Annotated in this window: 17 protein-coding genes and 1 pseudogene; 12 read left to right on the top strand and 6 right to left on the bottom strand. The window is 69.1% G+C overall.

The annotated features are described in order from the left end of the window. The first annotated feature begins 612 nt into the window (after window positions 1-612). Window positions 613-1617 (top strand): ABC transporter substrate-binding protein, encoded by a 1005-nt coding sequence (locus tag ACIQWX_RS39625; RefSeq protein WP_400882501.1) that lies wholly within the window; start codon window positions 613-615, stop codon window positions 1615-1617. Window positions 1618-1801: 184 nt separating this feature from the next. On the opposite strand, the gene mdlC is transcribed toward ACIQWX_RS39625, so the two are convergent. Both mdlC and ACIQWX_RS39615 read right to left on the bottom strand, forming a co-directional pair. Further along, window positions 1802-3388 (bottom strand): benzoylformate decarboxylase, encoded by a 1587-nt coding sequence (mdlC, locus tag ACIQWX_RS39620; RefSeq protein WP_400882498.1) that lies wholly within the window; start codon window positions 3386-3388, stop codon window positions 1802-1804. Window positions 3389-3534: 146 nt separating this feature from the next. After that, a complete protein-coding gene (locus tag ACIQWX_RS39615; RefSeq protein WP_400882496.1) occupies window positions 3535-4371 on the bottom strand; it encodes a LysR family transcriptional regulator in 837 nt (278 codons plus the stop codon). Window positions 4372-4461: 90 nt separating this feature from the next. On the opposite strand from ACIQWX_RS39615, the gene ACIQWX_RS39610 reads away from it, so the two are divergent. Then, window positions 4462-5289 (top strand): TIGR03620 family F420-dependent LLM class oxidoreductase, encoded by an 828-nt coding sequence (locus ACIQWX_RS39610; RefSeq protein WP_400882493.1) that lies wholly within the window; start codon window positions 4462-4464, stop codon window positions 5287-5289. Window positions 5290-5335: 46 nt separating this feature from the next. Here the strand turns inward: ACIQWX_RS39610 and ACIQWX_RS39605 are convergent, their stop codons facing one another. Then, the gene (locus ACIQWX_RS39605) at window positions 5336-6232 is read right to left on the bottom strand and encodes a TIGR03564 family F420-dependent LLM class oxidoreductase (protein WP_400882490.1); all 897 of its coding nucleotides are present in this window, start codon (window positions 6230-6232) and stop codon (window positions 5336-5338) included. A gap of 88 nt (window positions 6233-6320) precedes the next feature. Here ACIQWX_RS39605 and ACIQWX_RS39600 point away from each other — a divergent pair, with 88 nt between their 5' ends. Beyond that, the gene (locus ACIQWX_RS39600) at window positions 6321-6848 is read left to right on the top strand and encodes a TetR/AcrR family transcriptional regulator (protein ID WP_400882487.1); all 528 of its coding nucleotides are present in this window, start codon (window positions 6321-6323) and stop codon (window positions 6846-6848) included. 5 nt (window positions 6849-6853) lie between these two features. On the opposite strand, the gene ACIQWX_RS39595 is transcribed toward ACIQWX_RS39600, so the two are convergent. Further along, the gene (locus tag ACIQWX_RS39595) at window positions 6854-7204 is read right to left on the bottom strand and encodes an STAS domain-containing protein (RefSeq protein WP_400882484.1); all 351 of its coding nucleotides are present in this window, start codon (window positions 7202-7204) and stop codon (window positions 6854-6856) included. Between the two features lie 163 nt (window positions 7205-7367). On the opposite strand from ACIQWX_RS39595, the gene ACIQWX_RS39590 reads away from it, so the two are divergent. The 8 genes and pseudogenes from ACIQWX_RS39590 (at window position 7368) to ACIQWX_RS39555 (ending at window position 14636) form a co-directional block, all read left to right on the top strand. Next, window positions 7368-8180: an arginase family protein gene (locus ACIQWX_RS39590; RefSeq protein WP_400882481.1), complete on the top strand. Its 813-nt coding sequence runs from the start codon at window positions 7368-7370 to the stop codon at window positions 8178-8180. A 93-nt stretch (window positions 8181-8273) separates the two neighbouring features. Continuing rightward, window positions 8274-9074 carry an alpha/beta fold hydrolase gene (locus ACIQWX_RS39585; RefSeq protein ID WP_400882478.1) on the top strand — a complete coding sequence of 267 codons (801 nt, stop codon included), beginning with the start codon at window positions 8274-8276 and terminating at the stop codon, window positions 9072-9074. Beyond that, a complete protein-coding gene (locus ACIQWX_RS39580) occupies window positions 9068-9856 on the top strand; it encodes a MerR family transcriptional regulator (protein WP_400882475.1) in 789 nt (262 codons plus the stop codon). Before ACIQWX_RS39585 ends, ACIQWX_RS39580 begins: the two co-directional genes overlap by 7 nt. Window positions 9857-9965: 109 nt before the next feature. Then, the gene (locus tag ACIQWX_RS39575; RefSeq protein WP_400882472.1) at window positions 9966-10910 is read left to right on the top strand and encodes a MerR family transcriptional regulator; all 945 of its coding nucleotides are present in this window, start codon (window positions 9966-9968) and stop codon (window positions 10908-10910) included. A gap of 149 nt (window positions 10911-11059) precedes the next feature. Further along, window positions 11060-11605 (top strand): annotated as a pseudogene (locus ACIQWX_RS39570) (peptidoglycan-binding protein); the annotation flags it as partial. A gap of 215 nt (window positions 11606-11820) precedes the next feature. Next, complete coding sequence (locus tag ACIQWX_RS39565) at window positions 11821-12489, top strand: DUF6973 domain-containing protein (RefSeq protein WP_400882469.1); 669 nt, start codon at window positions 11821-11823, stop codon at window positions 12487-12489. 37 nt (window positions 12490-12526) lie between these two features. Beyond that, window positions 12527-14218 (top strand): tetratricopeptide repeat protein, encoded by a 1692-nt coding sequence (locus ACIQWX_RS39560; RefSeq protein WP_400882466.1) that lies wholly within the window; start codon window positions 12527-12529, stop codon window positions 14216-14218. After that, window positions 14178-14636, top strand: coding sequence for a hypothetical protein (locus tag ACIQWX_RS39555; RefSeq protein WP_400882463.1), 459 nt, complete (start codon window positions 14178-14180; stop codon window positions 14634-14636). Before ACIQWX_RS39560 ends, ACIQWX_RS39555 begins: the two co-directional genes overlap by 41 nt. On the opposite strand, the gene ACIQWX_RS39550 is transcribed toward ACIQWX_RS39555, so the two are convergent. Further along, window positions 14591-15088 (bottom strand): hypothetical protein, encoded by a 498-nt coding sequence (locus ACIQWX_RS39550; RefSeq protein ID WP_400882460.1) that lies wholly within the window; start codon window positions 15086-15088, stop codon window positions 14591-14593. The genes ACIQWX_RS39555 and ACIQWX_RS39550 overlap by 46 nt on opposite strands. A 450-nt stretch (window positions 15089-15538) precedes the next feature. After that, window positions 15539-16522, bottom strand: coding sequence for a GlxA family transcriptional regulator (locus tag ACIQWX_RS39545; RefSeq protein ID WP_400882457.1), 984 nt, complete (start codon window positions 16520-16522; stop codon window positions 15539-15541). Window positions 16523-16596: 74 nt separating this feature from the next. Here ACIQWX_RS39545 and ACIQWX_RS39540 point away from each other — a divergent pair, with 74 nt between their 5' ends. Next, window positions 16597-17433 (top strand): dienelactone hydrolase family protein, encoded by an 837-nt coding sequence (locus ACIQWX_RS39540; RefSeq protein ID WP_400882454.1) that lies wholly within the window; start codon window positions 16597-16599, stop codon window positions 17431-17433. The last annotated feature ends 75 nt before the right edge of the window (window positions 17434-17508 follow it).

Below are 17508 nucleotides of genomic sequence, written 5' to 3'. Positions count from 1 at the left end.
CACCGGTGGCGGACGGCAAGCCACGGGGCGATCTCCTCGGGAGGAGGAGATCGCCCCGTGTGTCCACTCTCGACTGGTCCGAACCGTCAACGGACCGGAATCGAGCGAACGGCGATACCTTATTCACACCGGGAGATCCACTGCCGCGGCGGGGTCCGCGACGCCACCCGGAATCGCCGACCAGCGAACAGCCGCCGGCGCTCCACCATTCCGCGACGAACGAGACTCAGGTGTCACTTCCGCGCCCACGATCATATTCGACGATTTCGACGATGCGCCTTGCGTGTCACCGCAAGACAATTCGACGCAGCGCGCGGGATCGCTTCGAACCGGTCACTCCACAGGGGACACACCGGCTCGTCGTCTCGTTTTCAAGATCTTGATCTAACACTCAGTGAGCGATTACGGCGTGTGGAGCAGCAGACTTAGACCATAGGCCATAGGAGTGACGCAGATCACTCTGATGATTGATGATCGCACCCGTTGTGAGCAAACCGTCACCGCCTCTACAGTGGCCCGCGTGATTCCGCGGAATGGGTCACACTTCTCCCTTGGCGTCGGCCTGCCGATTGCCACATCCTCCACTAGGAGCAGGTCTTGCTTGGAAATGCCATGAGCCGTCGCCGGGTTCGCACTCGCCGCGCCGCGCTCGGGCTCGCCTTGACCGTCGCTGCCACCACCGCACTCAGCGGCTGCGGCGCGCTCGGTTCCGACAGCTCGGACGGCGCATCGAACGGCGGCACCCTCGAGAAGCCGAAGATCAAGGTCGCGATCTTGCCCACGGTCGACACCGCGCCGCTCTGGCTGGCCCAGGACGCCGGCTACTTCAAGGCCGAAGGCCTGGAGGTGGAGTCCATCGTGGCCGCGAGCGGTCAGGCGGCGATGACGAAGGTCGTTTCCGGCGAAACCGACATCGCGATCTCGAGCTACATGCCCTTCTTCGTCGCGAAAGCCACCGGCACGGCCGACCTCGAACTGGTCGCCGACGCGACCTCGGTCAGCCCGAAGTCGGTCGCGATCGTCACGGTGCCGAACTCGCCGGTGAAGACGGTCACCGACCTGGCGAACAAGCGGATCGCGATGACGGCCAAGAACACGGCGAGCGACCTGCTGGCCAAGTCCCTGATGAAGGACCACGGCGTCGACTACAACAAGGTCAACTGGGTCCAGATGCCCTTCCCGAACGTCGCGGCGGCCCTGCAGCAGGGCAACGTCGACGCGGCGTTGCTGCCCGAGCCCTTCCTCACGCAGACCGCCAAGACCGCCGGCGCCATCCCGGTGATCGACGTCAACACCGGCGCCACGCAGGACTTCCCGCTGTCGGGCTACGGCGCAACCCGCAAGTGGGTGCAGGCGAACCCGAAGACCCTCGCGGCCTTCCAGCGCGCCCTGCAGAAGGCCACCAGCGAAATGAACAAGGACCGGTCGAAGATCGAGCCGCTGCTGGTCAAGTACGCCAAGATCGACGAAGACGCGGCCAAGCTCCTCGGCCTGCCCAGCTTCGGCGTCAAGCTCGACCCCCGGCGCCTCCAGCGCGTGCCCGACCTGATGCTGCAGATGGGTGCGATCACCGCGCCCGTCGACGCGACGCAGATGATCGCGCCGCAGACCGACTGAGAACCCACTCCACCGGCCGGCCGGAACGTAGTCCACAGTGGACCGCGTTCCGGCCGGAACCGTTTGCGGGCAAACGCCATCAAGCTCGACGCCAGCACCGCGAAGCCGACACCACCGAACTCGACCGGCCGGGACGCGGTCCACAATGGACCACATCCCGGCCGGAACCGTCTGCGGACAACCGTCAGTAAGGCGATTCCTCCGCCGAAATGACGCGAACGTGCACCAGCGTCGGGCGCGGGTCGTTCAAAGCCGCGGTCAGACCGGGGACCAGGCCCGAGGCTTCCGAGATCGTCACGCCCTGGCAACCCAAGCTCGAAGCCAGCGCCGCGAAGTCGATGCCGCCGAGCTCGGTGCCGGGCAGCTTGCCGCCGCCGATCGACTCGCCGAAGAGGCGGACGGCCGCGTACTGCGAGTTGTCGAAGATGACGATGGTCACCGGCACGTTCTGCTTCGCCGCGGTCCACAAGGCCTGGATGCCGTACATGCTCGAACCGTCGCCGATCACACCGACCACCTTGCGGTCCGGCCGCGCGAGCGCCGCGCCCACCGCGGCCGGCACGCCGTAGCCGAGGGAACCGCTGCCCGTCGTCAGGAAGCCGGTGTCGGCCGACGTGATCGGCAAGTGGTCGTGCAGGACCCCGCGGTGGCTGGGCGCCTCCTCCACGACGATGGCGTTGTCCGGCAACAGGTCCGCGAGCGTCGAGTAGACGTACTCCGCGGTGAGTGCGTCGCCGGCCGGCTTCGCGGGACGCGCGAAGGGCGCCGGAGCCGGGTGCGTGGTCTCGCCGACCGCGTCGAGCAGCGCGCGGATACCCAGCTTCGGCGTCGCCCGGATACCGGTGCCTTCGAAGGCACGCGCGAGGATCTGCTCGTCGTCGCTGAGGATGAACAGCGGCGGCAGCGGGGTTTCCCCGCGCCCACGGTCGACGTGGTAGGTGAACGCGGGCGCCCCGAGCACGAGGACGAGGTCGTGCGCGGCGAGCCGGTCGGCGATCACGCCGCGTTCGGGATCCAGGAACCCTTGGAACAGCGGGTGGTTCTCGGGGAACGAGCAGCGGAACGACATCGGCGCGACCCACACGCCGGCGTTGAGGCGCTCGGCCAGCGCGACGGTCTCGTCGATCGCGCGATCCTGGTCGACCGCTCCCCCGACGACGATCGCCGGTCGTTCGGCGGCGGCGAGGGCGGCCGCGAGTTCGGCGACGGACTCGGGATCCGGTGCGAAGCCACGGATCCGCGGCCGGGCGATGACGGGCCGCTCGGTGGTGGCGGTCCAGTCGTCGGCGGGCACGGACACGAAGACGGGACCGGTCGGCGCCTGCGTCGCGACGTGGTAGGCCCGGGCCAGCGCGGCCGGGACGTCCTCGGCGGTGGCGGGCTCGACCGACCACTTCACGTACGGCTTCGGGAAGTCCGGCGCGTCGATGGCGCCCAGGAAGGGATCGTGCGGCATGAGCGACCGCGTCTGCTGTCCCGCGACGACGATCAGCGGAGTCCGGTTGCGGTAGGCGTTGAAGAGGTTGCCGAGCCCGTGCCCGACCCCGCCCGCGGAATGCAGGTTCACCAGGACGGCCTCGCGGGTGGCCTGCGCGTAGCCGTCGGCCATCGCCACGACGGCGGCCTCTTGCAAGCCGAGGATGTAGGTGAAGTCGTCCGGCCAATCGGTCAGGAAGGGCACTTCGGTGGTACCGGGGTTGCCGAAGATCGTGGTGATGCCGAGCTCGCGAAGCAATTCGCGGCTGGCGTCGAGAACCGTGCGCTTGATCATGCCCGACAGACTAACGCTTAGCTTCGCGAAGGAAATCCCCCAAAGGGCCGCCTAAACACGGCGAAACCCCCAGCTGATCACCCTCGTCACCCACGTCCCCGACGCGGTGACCGGCGTCCTGACCAAGCCGAGAACCCCGTCCGGCGTCAGTCGCCGAACGCCGCCCGCGTCGCCGCTGCACAAGTGTGCGGGAGGTCGTTCGGGACGACGACGCTGCCGGTGATCGTCGTCCGCGGCGCGAGCGGGACGGCCCGCACCCGCGTGGACCTGATCTCCGCCACCTGGTCGGCGGGCAGCACCGCCCAGGTCCGCGGATCCGAGCCGACCTCGACGATCGTGTCCGGGACCGTCCCGGCCGGACGGTCCGGCCGCACCGGGACGCCCGCTTCGCGCAGCACGGCGGCGACCGACGGATCGGGGACACGCAAGTCGCCATCAGCCAGCTCGGCGACGCCGACGGCCTCGCGACCGGCGGCCGGGTGCCGCGCGGACACGACCGCGTACAGCGGCTCCGTCCAAGCCGACAGCACGCGCACACCGGGAGCCGCGGCCACGCCCCGGGCCAGTGCCAGGTCGATTTCCCCTTGCCGCAACGCGGTCAAGCGGGCCGCCTGCGGCAGGTCGACGAGCTTCACCTCGAACGCCGGGGACTGCGCCCGCAGCGCGTCGATCCCGCGTTCCAGCCGGGCGGTGACGCCGGCGGCCGTGCCGATGCGCATCACCCCGCGGGGACCGGCCGCCGCGGTCCGGACCCGGTCGGCGGCCGCGAGCGCGTCCCGGGCCGCGGCGAGGACCCGGTGCCCGGCCGCGGTCAACCGGACCCGGCGCGGCGAGCGGTCGAACAGCCGCTCCCCCAGCTCGCGCTCCAGCCCGGCGATCTGCCTGCTGACCGCGGGCTGCGCGATGTGCAGCCGCTCCGCGGCCCGGCCGAAGTGCAGCTCGTCGGCGACCGTGACGAAGTACCGCAACGCCCGTAGTTCCACCGGCCCTCCCCTGCGACGATGCCTCCAGGTTATCGCTGCGCGTCGGCACTGGCCCTGGTTCGCGGCGGCCCCCGGTGCTGGAGTCGGACCATGAACCTCGATCTCGGTCTGCTCGGCGCCCACCTGCGCGAGCACGAAGTGAATCCGCAAAGCGCCGTGGAAGTCGAACGCGCCGGCTACGGAACGCTCTGGCTGGACGCGTCGCCGCCCGCCGACCTCGCTTTCGCCGAAGAGCTGCTCGACGCCACCGCGCGCCTGGTCGTCGGCACGAGCGTCGTGAACGTGTGGACGGCCGACGCGGAGACCGTCGCCGCCTCCTACCACCGGATCGACGGCAAGCACCCCGGCCGCTTCGTGCTGGGCATCGGGATCGGGCACCGCGAAGTGCACGGCGAGTACGCCTCGCCGTACGGCAAGCTGGTGTCCTATTTGGACCAGCTCGCCGCGGCGGGGGTGCCTACCGACCGGATCGTGCTCGCCGCTCTCGGACCGAGGATGCTGCGCCTGGCCCGCGACCGCGCGGCCGGAACCATCCCGTGCCTGGTCACGCCCGAGCACACCCGGCAGGCCAGAGCGGTGCTCGGTGCAGGCAAACTGGTGCTGCCCGGGCATTTCGCCGTGGTCGAACCCGACGCCGGGCGCGCCCGCGCGGTCGCCCGGTCCGCCCCGCCCGGAACCGCGCTGGGCGTCACCAACTACGCGGCCAACCTCCGCCGTCTCGGCTTCACCGACGACGACCTTGCCAGCACCGGCAGCGACCGCCTCATCGACGCACTCGTCGCCCACGGCGACCCGGCGACCGTCGCGACGCGGTTGCTGGCCCACCGCGAGGCGGGTGCGGACCACGTCGGCGTCTACCCCCTCGGCGACGATCCGATCGCCACGCTGCGCGCCATTGCCCAAGCGGTGAGCCGCTGACTTCGCCGCTCCGCCCGCGAGCGGACGAGGACAGGCCGGCACGACGTCAGTTCGACCGGGCGACGAACGCCAGCGTGCGCTGCCGTTCCTCGTCGGTGCCGACCGGGCTGACCAGGAGGTCCGACACTCCGGCCTCGGCGAACCGGCGCACCGTGGCGGCCACGAGGTCTTCGCCGCCGGCCGTCACGGTGTCCTCGACCCCGGCTTTCCCCTGCTGCCGCAGCAATCGCCGGTAGCTCGCGAACTCCCCCGCACCACCGAACCGGGCCCGGATGTCGTCCCGGACGCGGTCCGGGGCCGCCGTCACCGACAGCATGACCGACGCGACCACCCGCGGAGCCGGCCGCCCGGCGCGGCTCGCGGCGTCGGTGATCTTCGGGACGACGTGGTCGCCGAGCACCTCCGGCCCGGCCCACACGGTCACCGTGCCGTCGGCCAGCTCGCCGGCGACGCCGAGCATGACCGGGCCGAGCGCGGACACGAGCACGGCAGGCGGCTCGGCTCCGGGCACCTCGACCGTCCCCGACACCGACAGCGTTTCACCGCGGAATTCGGTGGTTTCCCCGCGCAGCAACGGGATCAGGGCCTGCAGGTATTCTCGGACGTGCCGCGCCGGCCGGTCGTAGGACAGCCCGTAGCCGCCTTCGACGACTTCGCGGTGGCTCGGCCCGATCCCCAGTGTCAGCCGGCCGCCGGTGGCCGCCTGCGTGGTCAGCGCCTGGCCGGCCAGCGCCAGGGGGTGCTGGGCGTAGGTCCGCACGACCGCCGTGCCGAGGCCGATCCGCGGGACCCGCTGCCCGGCGATGGCCGCGACGGTCAGCGCGTCCCACGCCGTCAGCTGCGGGAGGAACGCGCTGTCCAGCCCGAGCCGCTCGGCCGCCGCGATGTCCTCGACGATCCCCTCGAGTCCTGCCGCGCTCGTCCCGTAGAGCCCGATCCGCATGACGCCTCCAACCGGAATGTCAGATTCACCTTGTGCCGCGAACGTAGCATAAGATGAATCCGATGTTCCGTTTCGGGAGGAGGCAGCCATGCGGGCCGACGCGGTGCGCAACCGCGAGCGGATCGTCACGCAAGCCGTGCGGCTGTTCGCCGAACGCGGCCCCGACGTGCCGATGTGCGAGATCGCCGACGCGGCCGGGCTGGGCGTCGGCACGCTGTACCGCCACTTCCCCGACCGGCGAGCGCTCGCCCTCGAGATCGGGATCGGCGCCCTGCGCGACCTGGCGGAGTTCGCGCGCGCTGCCCGCGAGCGCGAGGAATCGGCGTGGGCCGAGCTGCTGGCGGTCATCCGGCACTGCGCGACCCTCCCGCTGGCCCTCGCGAAGTCCTTGACCGCCCTGCTGCCGGAGGACGAGGAAGGCGCCCAGGCCGAGCTCGAGCACACGGTCGACACGCTGCTGGCCGACCTCGTCGCGCGCGCCCAGCGGGAAGGCACCCTGCGCGGCGACGTCCCGGCCGCCGAGGTCCAGCAGCTGCTGAGCACGGTCATCTGCCGCCCGGGCGCCCGCCCCGACGACTACCTCACGGTCGTGATGCTGGACGGGCTCCGCGCCTGACCAGCTCAGTCTTCGATGTGGAGGACGTCGGCGAGGTGGGTGATGGCGGCGACGCGCCGAACCGGCGGTGACGCGATCACGCGCATCGTGATGCCGGCGGCTTCACAGGCGTCCGCCGCTTCCACCAAGCTCCGCACGCCGTGGGAACCGCAAAACACCACACCGGTCAGATCGAGCTCCAGGCACTGCGGAACCCGCGGCCGCACCGCGGCCGTCCAGACCGCGCGCAGCTCGGGCGCGTTGTTCGGATCGATCGCGCCGACGACCACCACGTGCACGGTGTCGACACCATCGGGTGAGGTGGCCCGGTGGGCGGTCACCGACCAGGCCGGCTCGGCGGCTTCAGGATCAGTCACGAAGGCTTCCTGCTCGGGCCGGGCGCGGCGGCGCATCGTCGGGGATCACAACGCTGTTCCGACCCACAGCATAAAACGGCAGCACTCACCCCTGCGAGAATCAGTCGAGCACTTCGACGGCTGTTCGACCCGCTCGCCCACCGGAACGGAAGAGAGTCGCTTCGTGGCCGACCACAGCACCGACGGCGCGTGGGATCCGATCGTCACGCCCTGGCACCTCGACCAGCACATCCCGGCTTTCCCGATCCCCACCACCGCGACCCAGGTGATTCCCCCGCCCCTGCCCGCCGGCCCGGTCCCCGCCCGGATGAACCTGCTTCACCAGGCGGCAGCCGACGCGGTGTCGCAGGCCGCCAGGCCCTTGGTGCTCTCCGGCGACTGCCCCACCACCCGCGCGGCGGCGGCCGTGCTGCAGCGCCGCCACCGCGACCTGGCCGTGCTGTGGCTGGACGCCCACGGCGACTTCAACACCCCGGCCATCTCGACCAGCGGCTACCTGGGCGGCATGGCACTGGCCATGCTGACCGGCCGCACACCCGGCCTGTTCGACGAGACGCTCGGCCTGCGCCCGATTCCCGACACGAGCATCGTGCTGGCCGACGCCCGCGACCTCGACCCCGCCGAGCGCGACGCCCTCACCACCAGCCAGGTCCGACGCGTACCCGCCGACCCCGCCGCGATCACTTCGGCCCTCGCCCGGCTGGGCCCGGTACCGGTGTACCTCCACCTCGACATCGACGTGATCGACGGCGCAGAGCTACTTGGCGCGCGCTTTCCCGCCGGCCCTGGCCCGTCCCTCGCCCAGATCGAGGAGTGCCTGGCCGCCGCGTGCGCCACCGCCACCATCGCCGCCGCGTACATCGCCTGCGCGTGGCTCCCCGAGCACGTCGACGACCCGACCAGCCGCCAGACGATCACGCGCCTGACCGCAGCACTCGGCGCCGGCCTGTCGTGGCCCGAACCCGCCGGCAGCTGACCGCCCGCGCACGAATCCGCTCATGCCCATGAGCGGGTGTCGCCCGCTGCCGCCTTGACCCTGACGCAAGGTCAACCCCGCAGGATGACCGCCATGACCACACAAGCCAGCCGCTTCGAAGTCCACCACGACGGCGTCACGATCCCGGTCTCCCGTGGCGGCCGGGGACAGCTGCTGGTCCTGTGTCCCGGACTCCTCACCACCCAGGCCGACCTGCACGAACTGATCGACCTGCTGCGCCGCGACCACGACGTGGTGACCTTCGACCTCAGGGGCCACGGGCTCTCCTCGCCCGCCGACCGGTACACCTTCGAGGCCTTCCTCGGCGACCTCGGCGCCGTCGTGACGGCGCTGGGACATCGCTCGCCGCTCCTCGTGGGACATTCGCTGGGCGCGGACCTGGCCGTGCACTACGCCGCCGCGCATCCCGGCGCGGTGGCCGGGCTCGTTCTCGTCGACGGCGCGAACCCGGTGCCCGAACCGTTCGTCACCGACGCCGACCTGCCGGACTTCCGCGCGATGGCGGAGAACCTGCAGCACGAGCTCAAGCGGGCCAAGGACACCGCGCATCAGGTGCTCCTGACCGCGCAAGACTTCCTGGACCTCAACCTCGAGATCGAGGTGGTGCGCTCCGGCATCCTCGACCGGTACCGGGAGATCGACCGCCCGATCCACATGATCATGTCGACCGCGATGGCGGGCAACAGCAGTGATGCGCGAACGCGGTGGCGCAACCAGAACTGGCGGGCCGGCATCGAGCGCCTCGTGCGCGAGCGGCCGCACGTCGCCACGTCGTGGCTCGACGCCGACCACCGGCTCGTCATCACCCACGCTCCGGAGATCGCCCGGCTCATCCACGAAACGCAGACACCCAGGACACTGGACCGATGCTGACCATCGGCGAACTGGCGTCGTACGCGGGAGTCACCGTGCGCGCGGTGCGGCACTACCACGCCAAAGGGCTGCTGCCCGAACCCGAGCGCGACCACTCCGGCTACCGCAGGTACGACGCCGGCGCCGTGGTCGAGCTGATCAGGATCAGAACCCTCGCCGAGGCAGGAGTCCCGCTGTCGCGGGTCAGGGAGTTGCTCCAGGCCGGCGACGAGGAGTTCGGCGCGGCGGTCACCGACATCGACAAGCGGCTGCGGGCGGAAATCCGGCAGCGGCAGCGACAGCGACAGCGGATCCGCCGCCTCGCCTCCGGAGACAGCCTGGCGCTGCCCGCCGAGGTGGTCCGGATCCTCGACCGGCTGCGCACGCTCGGCGTCGACGAGCGGATCGTCCAGGTCGAACGGGACGGCTGGATCCTGCTCGCCGCGCATTCGCCCGAGCGGATCCCCGAGTGGGCGGCGCGCAAGCGGACGCAGATCACCGACCCCCCGCTCATCGACTTCTACCTCACCTTGGGACAGGCCCTCGACCGAGCCGACGGCGATCCGGATCTGGTCCACCTGGCCGACAAGCTGGCCGCCTACATCACGCACATGGCCGAGGACGGTGGCAGCGACACCGACGTCGAGCCACCGTTCGCCGAACTGATGGACACCCTGGCCTTCGACACCGCCCCGCCGGCTCGCCGGCTGGTCCAGCTGCTGAGAACGCGCGGCTGGACCGGCTGGACGAGGCTCGAACACGTGGACCCGACACCAGCCGAAGGCGCCACCCGGCATCGGTGAGGGAACCCCTCCCTTGTGCCGCGATGAGGTCGCTTGCCAGGCCCTGCTCTCGGGCACGCTCCCGGTAATGGTTTGAGTCTCCGCCAAGGGGAGACTGCAGGCTGTGGGCATGGACGACGAGAACCTCCTCACGATCGGGGCCCTGGCCGCCCGGACCGGGCTGTCCGTCAAGGCGATCCGGTTCTACTCCGACAAGGGGATCGTCCCGGCGACCTGCCACAGCCCGGCGGGCTACCGCCTCTACGACGTGACGGCACTGGCCCGGCTGGAATTGGTCCGCACGCTCCGCGCACTGGACATCGATCTGGCCACGGTCCGGCGCGTGCTGGCCGACGAGACCTCGCTGGCCGAGGTCGCGGCCGCGCACGCGGCGGCCCTCGACACACACATCCGGGTGCTGCGGCTGCGGCGTGCCGTGCTGACCGCGGTCGCGAACCGGCACTCGACCCCTCGGGAAATGGACCTGATGCACAAACTGGTGAACCTGTCCGACGCCGAACGGCGCCGCTTCGTCCACGACTTCATCGACGACACGTTCGGCGGCGTCGATGCCAACCCGGCCATGGTGGAACTGCTGCGTTCGAGCATGCCCGAGCTCCCCGACGACGCCACCCCCGGCCAGGTCGAGGCCTGGCTGGAGCTCGTGGAGCTGGTCCAGGACAACGACTTCCGGACGTCCGTGCGACGGATGGCCGAGTACCAGGCGGCCCAGCGCGCCGACGGCGACACCACCGGCCTGCACCACGACCTCACCGAAACCGTGCGCGAGGACGTCGGCCGGGCACTGACCAAGCGGATCGCACCGGATTCGCCGCAGGCAGGCGACATCGTCGCCACGCTCACCGCGTCCTACGCCGAAACGTTCGCCAAGCCCGACGACGACCAGCTGAAGCAGTGGATCCTCGAACGGCTCGAGATCGCCAACGATCCCCGCGTCACGCGGTACTGGCAGCTGGTGGCCACCATCAACGGCTGGCCTCCGCTCCCGGACTTGGAACCGGTGTTCACCTGGTTCGGCCGGGCCCTGCGCACGCAACTCGACCGCCGCCGCTGAAAGCCCGCACCAACGGACCGGATCGACGATGCCAACGCACTATTCCGCCGCTGGTCGGGCGTACTGCCCGCGTGGGCGACAAATTGTGCCCTCGCGTACAGCGCGATGGGCACCTACGGCGCCCGCCAGTGAACTCCTAACCTCGAAGCATGGCTGGAACTCAGTGGCGACACAAAGATGTTCCGGAGGTCGTACCGGGACACCGTCCCCGCGGACCGCGGCCTTCTCCTGGCAGCAGCAAATTGGCACTTCTCGGCCTGCAGCACGCAGCCGGGAATGCTGCGATCACCCAACTCTTGCACAGTAAGACCAACTCGGGGATCCAGCGTTGCGGTCCGACGCCCTGCGACTGCACTTCGGGAGAGCAGGTCCAACAAGCGGAAGCCGCCGTGCAGCGCACGATCGGTGATGGTCACGATTATTGCGCGCCCCGCTTCGCCGGAGACCTCGTTCTGGAGGCCTGCTACGACGACGAGGCCCGCCTCACCATGAACGGGATTGGCCGCCCAGGTAAAGTACAGGTCGAGCGAGGTCCTTCGGTTCGAGAGGCGCAGGACGCCCTTATCAATCTTGGGCTCTTGGCGTCAAGTGCCGCTACCGAAGAGTACGACCAAGCAACGTGGAACGCGGTGAAGGCGTTGAAGCACCGGGAACACTTAGGGTTCGAAACCCTCGGCGATATCGGACCCGGCACGATGGAGTTCCTGAACAGAAAATTCACCTCATTTTACCGAGGAACTACGGTCAGCCCGCCATGCCCTCCGTGCGGTGGTGGCGGGAATCCACCGCCTCCCGCGACATGCGCAGTTCCAGACGATCCAGATATGTCAGGATCAACGTTTGAACCCACTGCAAGTGGACAGGCTGCCGCGGCGGCACGTCATCCCATCGACGCCTTCACGCTAATTCAATGGCCGACGACGCCTTGGCTGCCGCTCGGTCCAGCGGCTTGGCCGGACTGCATCTCGGCCCGGCGGATGCCTTCCGGCATGTCTTGTGGAACTGTCAGGTGGCCAAGCGTCTTGGCACCGCACGCGCCGAACAATTTGCCACCGCACATGAGAATGACGACCCGAGCACAATCGCGTTCGACAACCAAAAGGACCTGCACAACAACGCCACCGGGCGGTCCGTCGCAGGCACGAAGGACTGCGCAGCAGCGGTCCGAGCAGCGCTCGCAGCGGGACAATTACGCACCATTCAAGAACCAGCGACGAGGCCGCATGCGGTACCACCGGTATCCGCCTCACGCCTGGGTTCATCAAACCACCGTGGCCGTAGAAGAACATTTGCCCGGCGGAGGTCACGTGCCGGAGATTCGCCCGCCGCCTCGCTCAATATTGTTGGGCCTGTGATCCATAGAATGTCGGCTAGACGCGCGGAGACATCCGCTCCTGGCGACGCCCTGCGTGTGTGCACGCGGGTTGTCCCGCGCGGTCTGTTCCGTCAGCCGAGCGTGCGTCCATTGGTGTTGCAGGGTCGGGCGCGTTCGGGTGATAGCGGGATGTCCAGGTGTGGTCCGGCTGAACGGTTGGCAGACTGCATTGCTCGGTGGGATGCAGCGATTGCGGAGCGGTGAGATGCGGGTGCAGCGGTGGAGACGGCGAGGCTGGACGGTGTTCGCGCTGATCTCCGTAGCGATGGTGGTCGCGATTCCCGGCGTGCTGACCACGGCCGGGCTGAAGAATTCCTGGTGGGCGGGCTTGGCTTTGACCGGGGCCGCGGTCGGTGGTGTGTTCGCCAAAGTGTGGGCGGAGCGGTACCAGCAGATGGTGACTCGCCGTGATGAAAGCGAGCTATCGATACTGGAAGGATGTTTGGTGAACACCCGCGGGCATCTGCCAACGGTGCGGCAGCTCGAGCCCCGGCGACTCGGTGTGCACCCTGCCGCTCGCCTTGAGGCCCCGGACAGCGCGCAGGACGTGGCAGAGACTATGCCGGTGTACGTGCCTCGCGACATCGACGAGAAGATCCGCACCCGGATCGTGCGAGGCGGATTCGTGTTACTAGTCGGGGATTCCACGGCGGGGAAGTCCCGCACGGCCTATGAGGCGGTCGCGGCCACGGTGCCCAACCACGTGGTGATCGCGCCCGCGAATCGTGCGGCGGTGCGGGCCGGACTGGACCAGGGCATGCGGGTAGGCAACTGCGTGGTTTGGTTGAACGATCTGGAGCACTACCTGGGCGCGGACGGCTTGAACAGGCAGATGCTGGTCCGCGTGTTGTCCGGGACGCGGCACACGGTGGTGGTGGCCACCATCCGAGCCGTCGAGCTAGCCCGGTTCACCGACGAATCAGGCGCGGACGACGCGGCTCGTCAGGCGTTCCGTGCTGCCCGCGAGGTACTCGAACTAGTGGACGACGAGGTTCGGATCGAGCGATCATTGAGTGCTGCGGAACGGCGACGCGCCCAGGAGCGCGTCTGGGACCCCCGGATCGCCGACGCGGTGCAGCACAGCGAGGAATACGGGCTGGCAGAGTATCTGGCAGCCGGCCCCGCATTGCTCCGCGACTGGCGCAACGGGTGGGACGTAGGCGCGCATCCCCGGGGTGCAGCCCTGGTGGCCGCTGCGATTGATGCCCGCCGGGCGGGCCTGGAGCCGCCCCTGCCCAGTCGGCTACTGGAGGAACTGGCCGGACAGTACCTGCGCCGGCGCGGTGGTGAAAGGTTGCGGCCGGAACCGGTGGACGTGGCCTGGGAGTGGGCATTGCGAGCTCAACGCGCGACCACGGCTCTGATGACCGGATCCGCAAAGCGCGGATACGACGTATTCGACTACCTGGTCGACACCGTCCAGCGGGAAAACACGCCGGAGACGTTCGTGCCGGAGTCGGCGCTGAGGGCGGCGGTGGACTACGCCGATGGGCCCGAAGCGATGACGATTGGTACGACGGCCTACAGCCAGGGACATTTCGCGACAGCCCTGTTTGCGTGCTCCGCGGCAACGCGATGGTCTACCGACCACTCTGGCCCGGAGCACCCGGACACCCTGACTACCCGCGCCAACCTCGCTTTCATACTCCAGAGACTAGGACGGTTGGAAGAGGCCGAACGCGAAGGCCGTGCCGTGCTGCAAATCTGCACGCGGGTGCTCGGTCAGGAGCACCCGGAAACGCTTACCGCCCGCGCTATTCTCGCCCTCAAGCTCAGCGAGTTGGGTCGGTTGGAGGAAGCGGAACGCGAGCACCGTGCTGTGCTCGACATTCGCACCCGGGTGCTGGGCTCAGATCACCCGGACACCCGGGCCAGCCTTAACTACCTCACTGGTGTACGATCACTTCTCAACAAATCTGCTGAGCTACCGTAGACATCCGTATGGCGAACCGAACGGCTACTTCGACCCCAAGTCGAACATTCGTCTTCAGCCACTCGGCGCGGCCGGCCAGGCGCTGACCGGATTCGATCAGCTCAGCGATCCGCGAGCGAAGTGGGTCAACCCGCTCAAGCCCGCGAACCTGCTCGAGGTAGTCCTCGCTCCACTTACCGGCCTCGAAATCAGCACTCGCATGCACCATGTGCAAACTGCCGCAGCCAAGCCGATGCTGATCGACGTCCGCGACAGTCATCCTCGACCCCGCCCGCTGTCAGCCACCCGGACGCATACCGCCCCACGACTTGGACTACCCCGGCCGGCCACCGTCGTGATGAGTCTGGAGTACCGGCAACAGCTACCTGCTGATCAGCCTGTCACCCAGCCACACGATTTCGTCGTGGGGCTGGTGTGACGCCAGCAGTTCAGCTGGTCACCGGGAATCCTCTCTCGAGACGTGGTGTAGTAGACGACCGTGATGCGTATTCGGTCGATGCCTCCGACGAGGTCGGGGTCGCCGATGGTGAATCCGAACTGCAGCTGGTCTTCGACGAGATCGACGGTCCTGGTTTGGGATTCGATGCGAGTGCTGCCCTTGAATGCGTCGAAGACGGCTTGGATGTTCAGCACGTCACTGGTCGTGTCAGGGACGAACTGGACGAAACCGCCGAGCGTGGCGGTGCGGTTGAGCCACTTTATGGTGCCGACTACGTTCGAGTAGCCGATCGGGCCACACTGCACGTTGACTTCGTAAGTGTGGCACGCATAAAACTTGGTCAGGTAGTCGGCGGCGAACGCCGGTGATCCGGTGGTCAGACCCAAGGCCACCGACAAGCCGACAACCAAGCCCTGAAGCGTCTTTTGCAAAATTCCTCCTCTGCTGGAAGTCCTCGCCGCGTGGATTCCGGCGAACCACCACGGAGGAACACGCGCGGAAGAACGAGTCGGTTTAGTGCTGCTCGGCCGGCCAGTCATGTTGCAAGTGCGCGATCTGCTCGCTGCGCCGCCAGTAGGGCCGCCGTGGCTCGGTCGCGCGATCCTCGACCACCTTGGCCGCAGCAGACAGGCACTACCTGGCCGGGCACCACGGCATGACCCAAATGGCCCGACGACAGCGACTGAACCAACGGCAGTGCCGACGAGCGGACTCCCACCCGACGGGGAACCGCTGCTGAATCGGTGATCTCATGGATCGTATCACCGGATGGTGCCACCCGGACTCTCGCCTCTGAGCCGCGTCGAACGCACTCATGCCGCAAGTCGGTCGACGGCCAGACGCGCTCTCATACTGATAGGCGGACGATGTCGTCCCATTCGTCACGAGGTGGGTTCAGCGGGTGCCTTGAACGTCGCGCGGTAATCCCCCGGCCGCTGCCCGGTCAAGCGGGTGAAGAGGGCGCTGAACGTGCCCGGGTCGCGATAGCCGACCTCGGCGGCGACGCCGGCCACCGTCCGGTCAGTGGTCTCGAGCAGGTGCTTCGCCCTGCGCACCCGCGCCGCTTGCAGGTATCCGAGCGGGGTCTGGCCGGTCTCGGCGCGGAACCGCCGCAGGAGGCTTCGGGTGCTCACGTGGAAGGTCGCGGCGAGCGATCCGAGGTCGTAGCGCTCGTGCATGTTCTGGTCCAGCCGACGTTTGACGCCTTGGGAGAACTCGCTTCCCGTGGCCGGCAACAGGTCCGCGTCGACGTACGGGGCCTGGCTGGACCGGGCGTCGTCGACGAGCGCGACACGCGCGGTGGCTCGGGCGACGCGGCTTCCGTTGTGCTCGCGGACGAGGCCGAGAGCGAAGTCGTACATCGCGCTGAACGCTCCCGTCGTGGTCACCCCGCTGTCGGTGACCACCAGTTCCTCCGGCCTGACGTCGGTACCGGGGCAACGGTCCGCCAGGCGGCCGGCGAACAGCCACGACGTCGTCGACGCTCGCCCGTCGAGCAGGCCGGCGTCGGCCAGCAGGAACGCGCCGACGCAGAGCGAAACCAGCGCGGCTCCCGATCGCGAGGCGGCTCTGATGGCTGCGATCTCCGGCCCGAGCGACGCGAGGGTCGCGTCCAGGTCGAGTCCGGGGTGCAGCTCGAACCCGGGTACGACGAGCACGTCGACCTGCCGCACCGGCACCACCGCGATCGCCGCGTTCCCGGAGGCGACCACGCGCCGCCGCGGCGACAGGATCGACACCTCGTACGGCGAGTCCTGGGGCACGGCGATGTGCGAGGCCATGGTGAGGAGGTCGGGAACCCCGAAGACCTCCGACGCGAAGCACCCCGGATAGGCGAGCACACCGACCCGGAGCGGAGCCACCACGGTGGCGAGATTACCCGGACATATGGCGATCTCGCCACTGGCCGGCCCGGTCACCCCGGCCCGACGATGCCGGTATGGCGATTACCGAACCGCAAGCTCTCGCGGACTTCTCGAAGCGGCTCTTCGAAACCGGGGGTGTCGGCAAGACCGTCTACGTCGGCGGATCCGGGCCGGCTGTCGTGCTGATGCCGGAGATGCCCGGGATCAGCCCGGACGTCATCCGCTTGGCACGCTGGATCCGGGACGCGGGATTCACGGTCTACCTCCCGTCGCTGTTCGGTGTCGACGGCGCCGTGCCGACCACCGCCGACGGGCGGGAGGTCGTCCGCCGTGCTTGTGTCAGCGCCGAGTTCCGCGCCTTCGCCGGTGGCGGCACGAGCCCGGTCACGGCCTGGCTCCGCGGGTTGGCCAGGACCGCGCTGACCGAGTGCGGCGGGCCCGGTGTCGGCGCGATCGGGCTGTGCTTCACCGGCAACTTCGCGCTCACCATGACCCTCGAACCGGCCGTCATCGCCCCGGTGGTCAACCACCCCTCGCTGCCCTTGGACGACCCCGCCGGACTGGAGATCGGCGACGAGGACGCCGCGCTGGTGCGCGAGCGCGTCGAGCGTGACGGGCTGAAGGTGCTCGCCTACCGGTTCGACGACGACCGGTGGTGCACCGGCAAGCGGTTCGCCGCCTACCGGGCACTGCTGGGCGACGCGTTCGACGGGCGCGTCATCCCGGGCGACACGGCCAACCCCGAGCCACCCCCGTTCTTCCGCGAGGTCGTCGGCTGCGCCCACAGCGTCGTCACGGCCCACCTCGTCGACCAGCAGGGACACCCCACACTGCGCGCCAGGGACGAGATCCTGGCCTTCCTCGCCGACCGGCTCGGCCACGACGATCCGAAGGGGCGGGAAACGGACTGACGCACTCTCCTGGCGCCGAGCGCGCGTTGTACGTTGTCGACAAGCCGTCAACGCCGATGGAAACCCTTTGGCGCG

Source organism: Amycolatopsis sp. NPDC098790 (genome assembly GCF_044759945.1).
Taxonomy (GTDB): domain Bacteria; phylum Actinomycetota; class Actinomycetes; order Mycobacteriales; family Pseudonocardiaceae; genus Amycolatopsis.
The sequence above is the reverse complement of the archived record's forward strand: the minus strand, read 5'-3'. Positions and strand labels throughout refer to the sequence as shown.

What these genes read in the sequence shown, in the direction of transcription:
- ACIQWX_RS39625 (WP_400882501.1), top strand. Translation starts at nt 613, where the DNA reads ATGAGCCGTCGCCGGGTTCGCACTCGCCGCGCCGCGCTCGGGCTCGCC.
- mdlC (WP_400882498.1), bottom strand. Translation starts at nt 3,388, where the DNA reads ATGATCAAGCGCACGGTTCTCGACGCCAGCCGCGAATTGCTTCGCGAG.
- ACIQWX_RS39610 (WP_400882493.1), top strand. Translation starts at nt 4,462, where the DNA reads ATGAACCTCGATCTCGGTCTGCTCGGCGCCCACCTGCGCGAGCACGAA.
- ACIQWX_RS39605 (WP_400882490.1), bottom strand. Translation starts at nt 6,232, where the DNA reads ATGCGGATCGGGCTCTACGGGACGAGCGCGGCAGGACTCGAGGGGATC.
- ACIQWX_RS39600 (WP_400882487.1), top strand. Translation starts at nt 6,321, where the DNA reads ATGCGGGCCGACGCGGTGCGCAACCGCGAGCGGATCGTCACGCAAGCC.
- ACIQWX_RS39585 (WP_400882478.1), top strand. Translation starts at nt 8,274, where the DNA reads ATGACCACACAAGCCAGCCGCTTCGAAGTCCACCACGACGGCGTCACG.
- ACIQWX_RS39580 (WP_400882475.1), top strand. Translation starts at nt 9,068, where the DNA reads ATGCTGACCATCGGCGAACTGGCGTCGTACGCGGGAGTCACCGTGCGC.
- ACIQWX_RS39575 (WP_400882472.1), top strand. Translation starts at nt 9,966, where the DNA reads ATGGACGACGAGAACCTCCTCACGATCGGGGCCCTGGCCGCCCGGACC.
- ACIQWX_RS39565 (WP_400882469.1), top strand. Translation starts at nt 11,821, where the DNA reads ATGGCCGACGACGCCTTGGCTGCCGCTCGGTCCAGCGGCTTGGCCGGA.
- ACIQWX_RS39540 (WP_400882454.1), top strand. Translation starts at nt 16,597, where the DNA reads ATGGCGATTACCGAACCGCAAGCTCTCGCGGACTTCTCGAAGCGGCTC.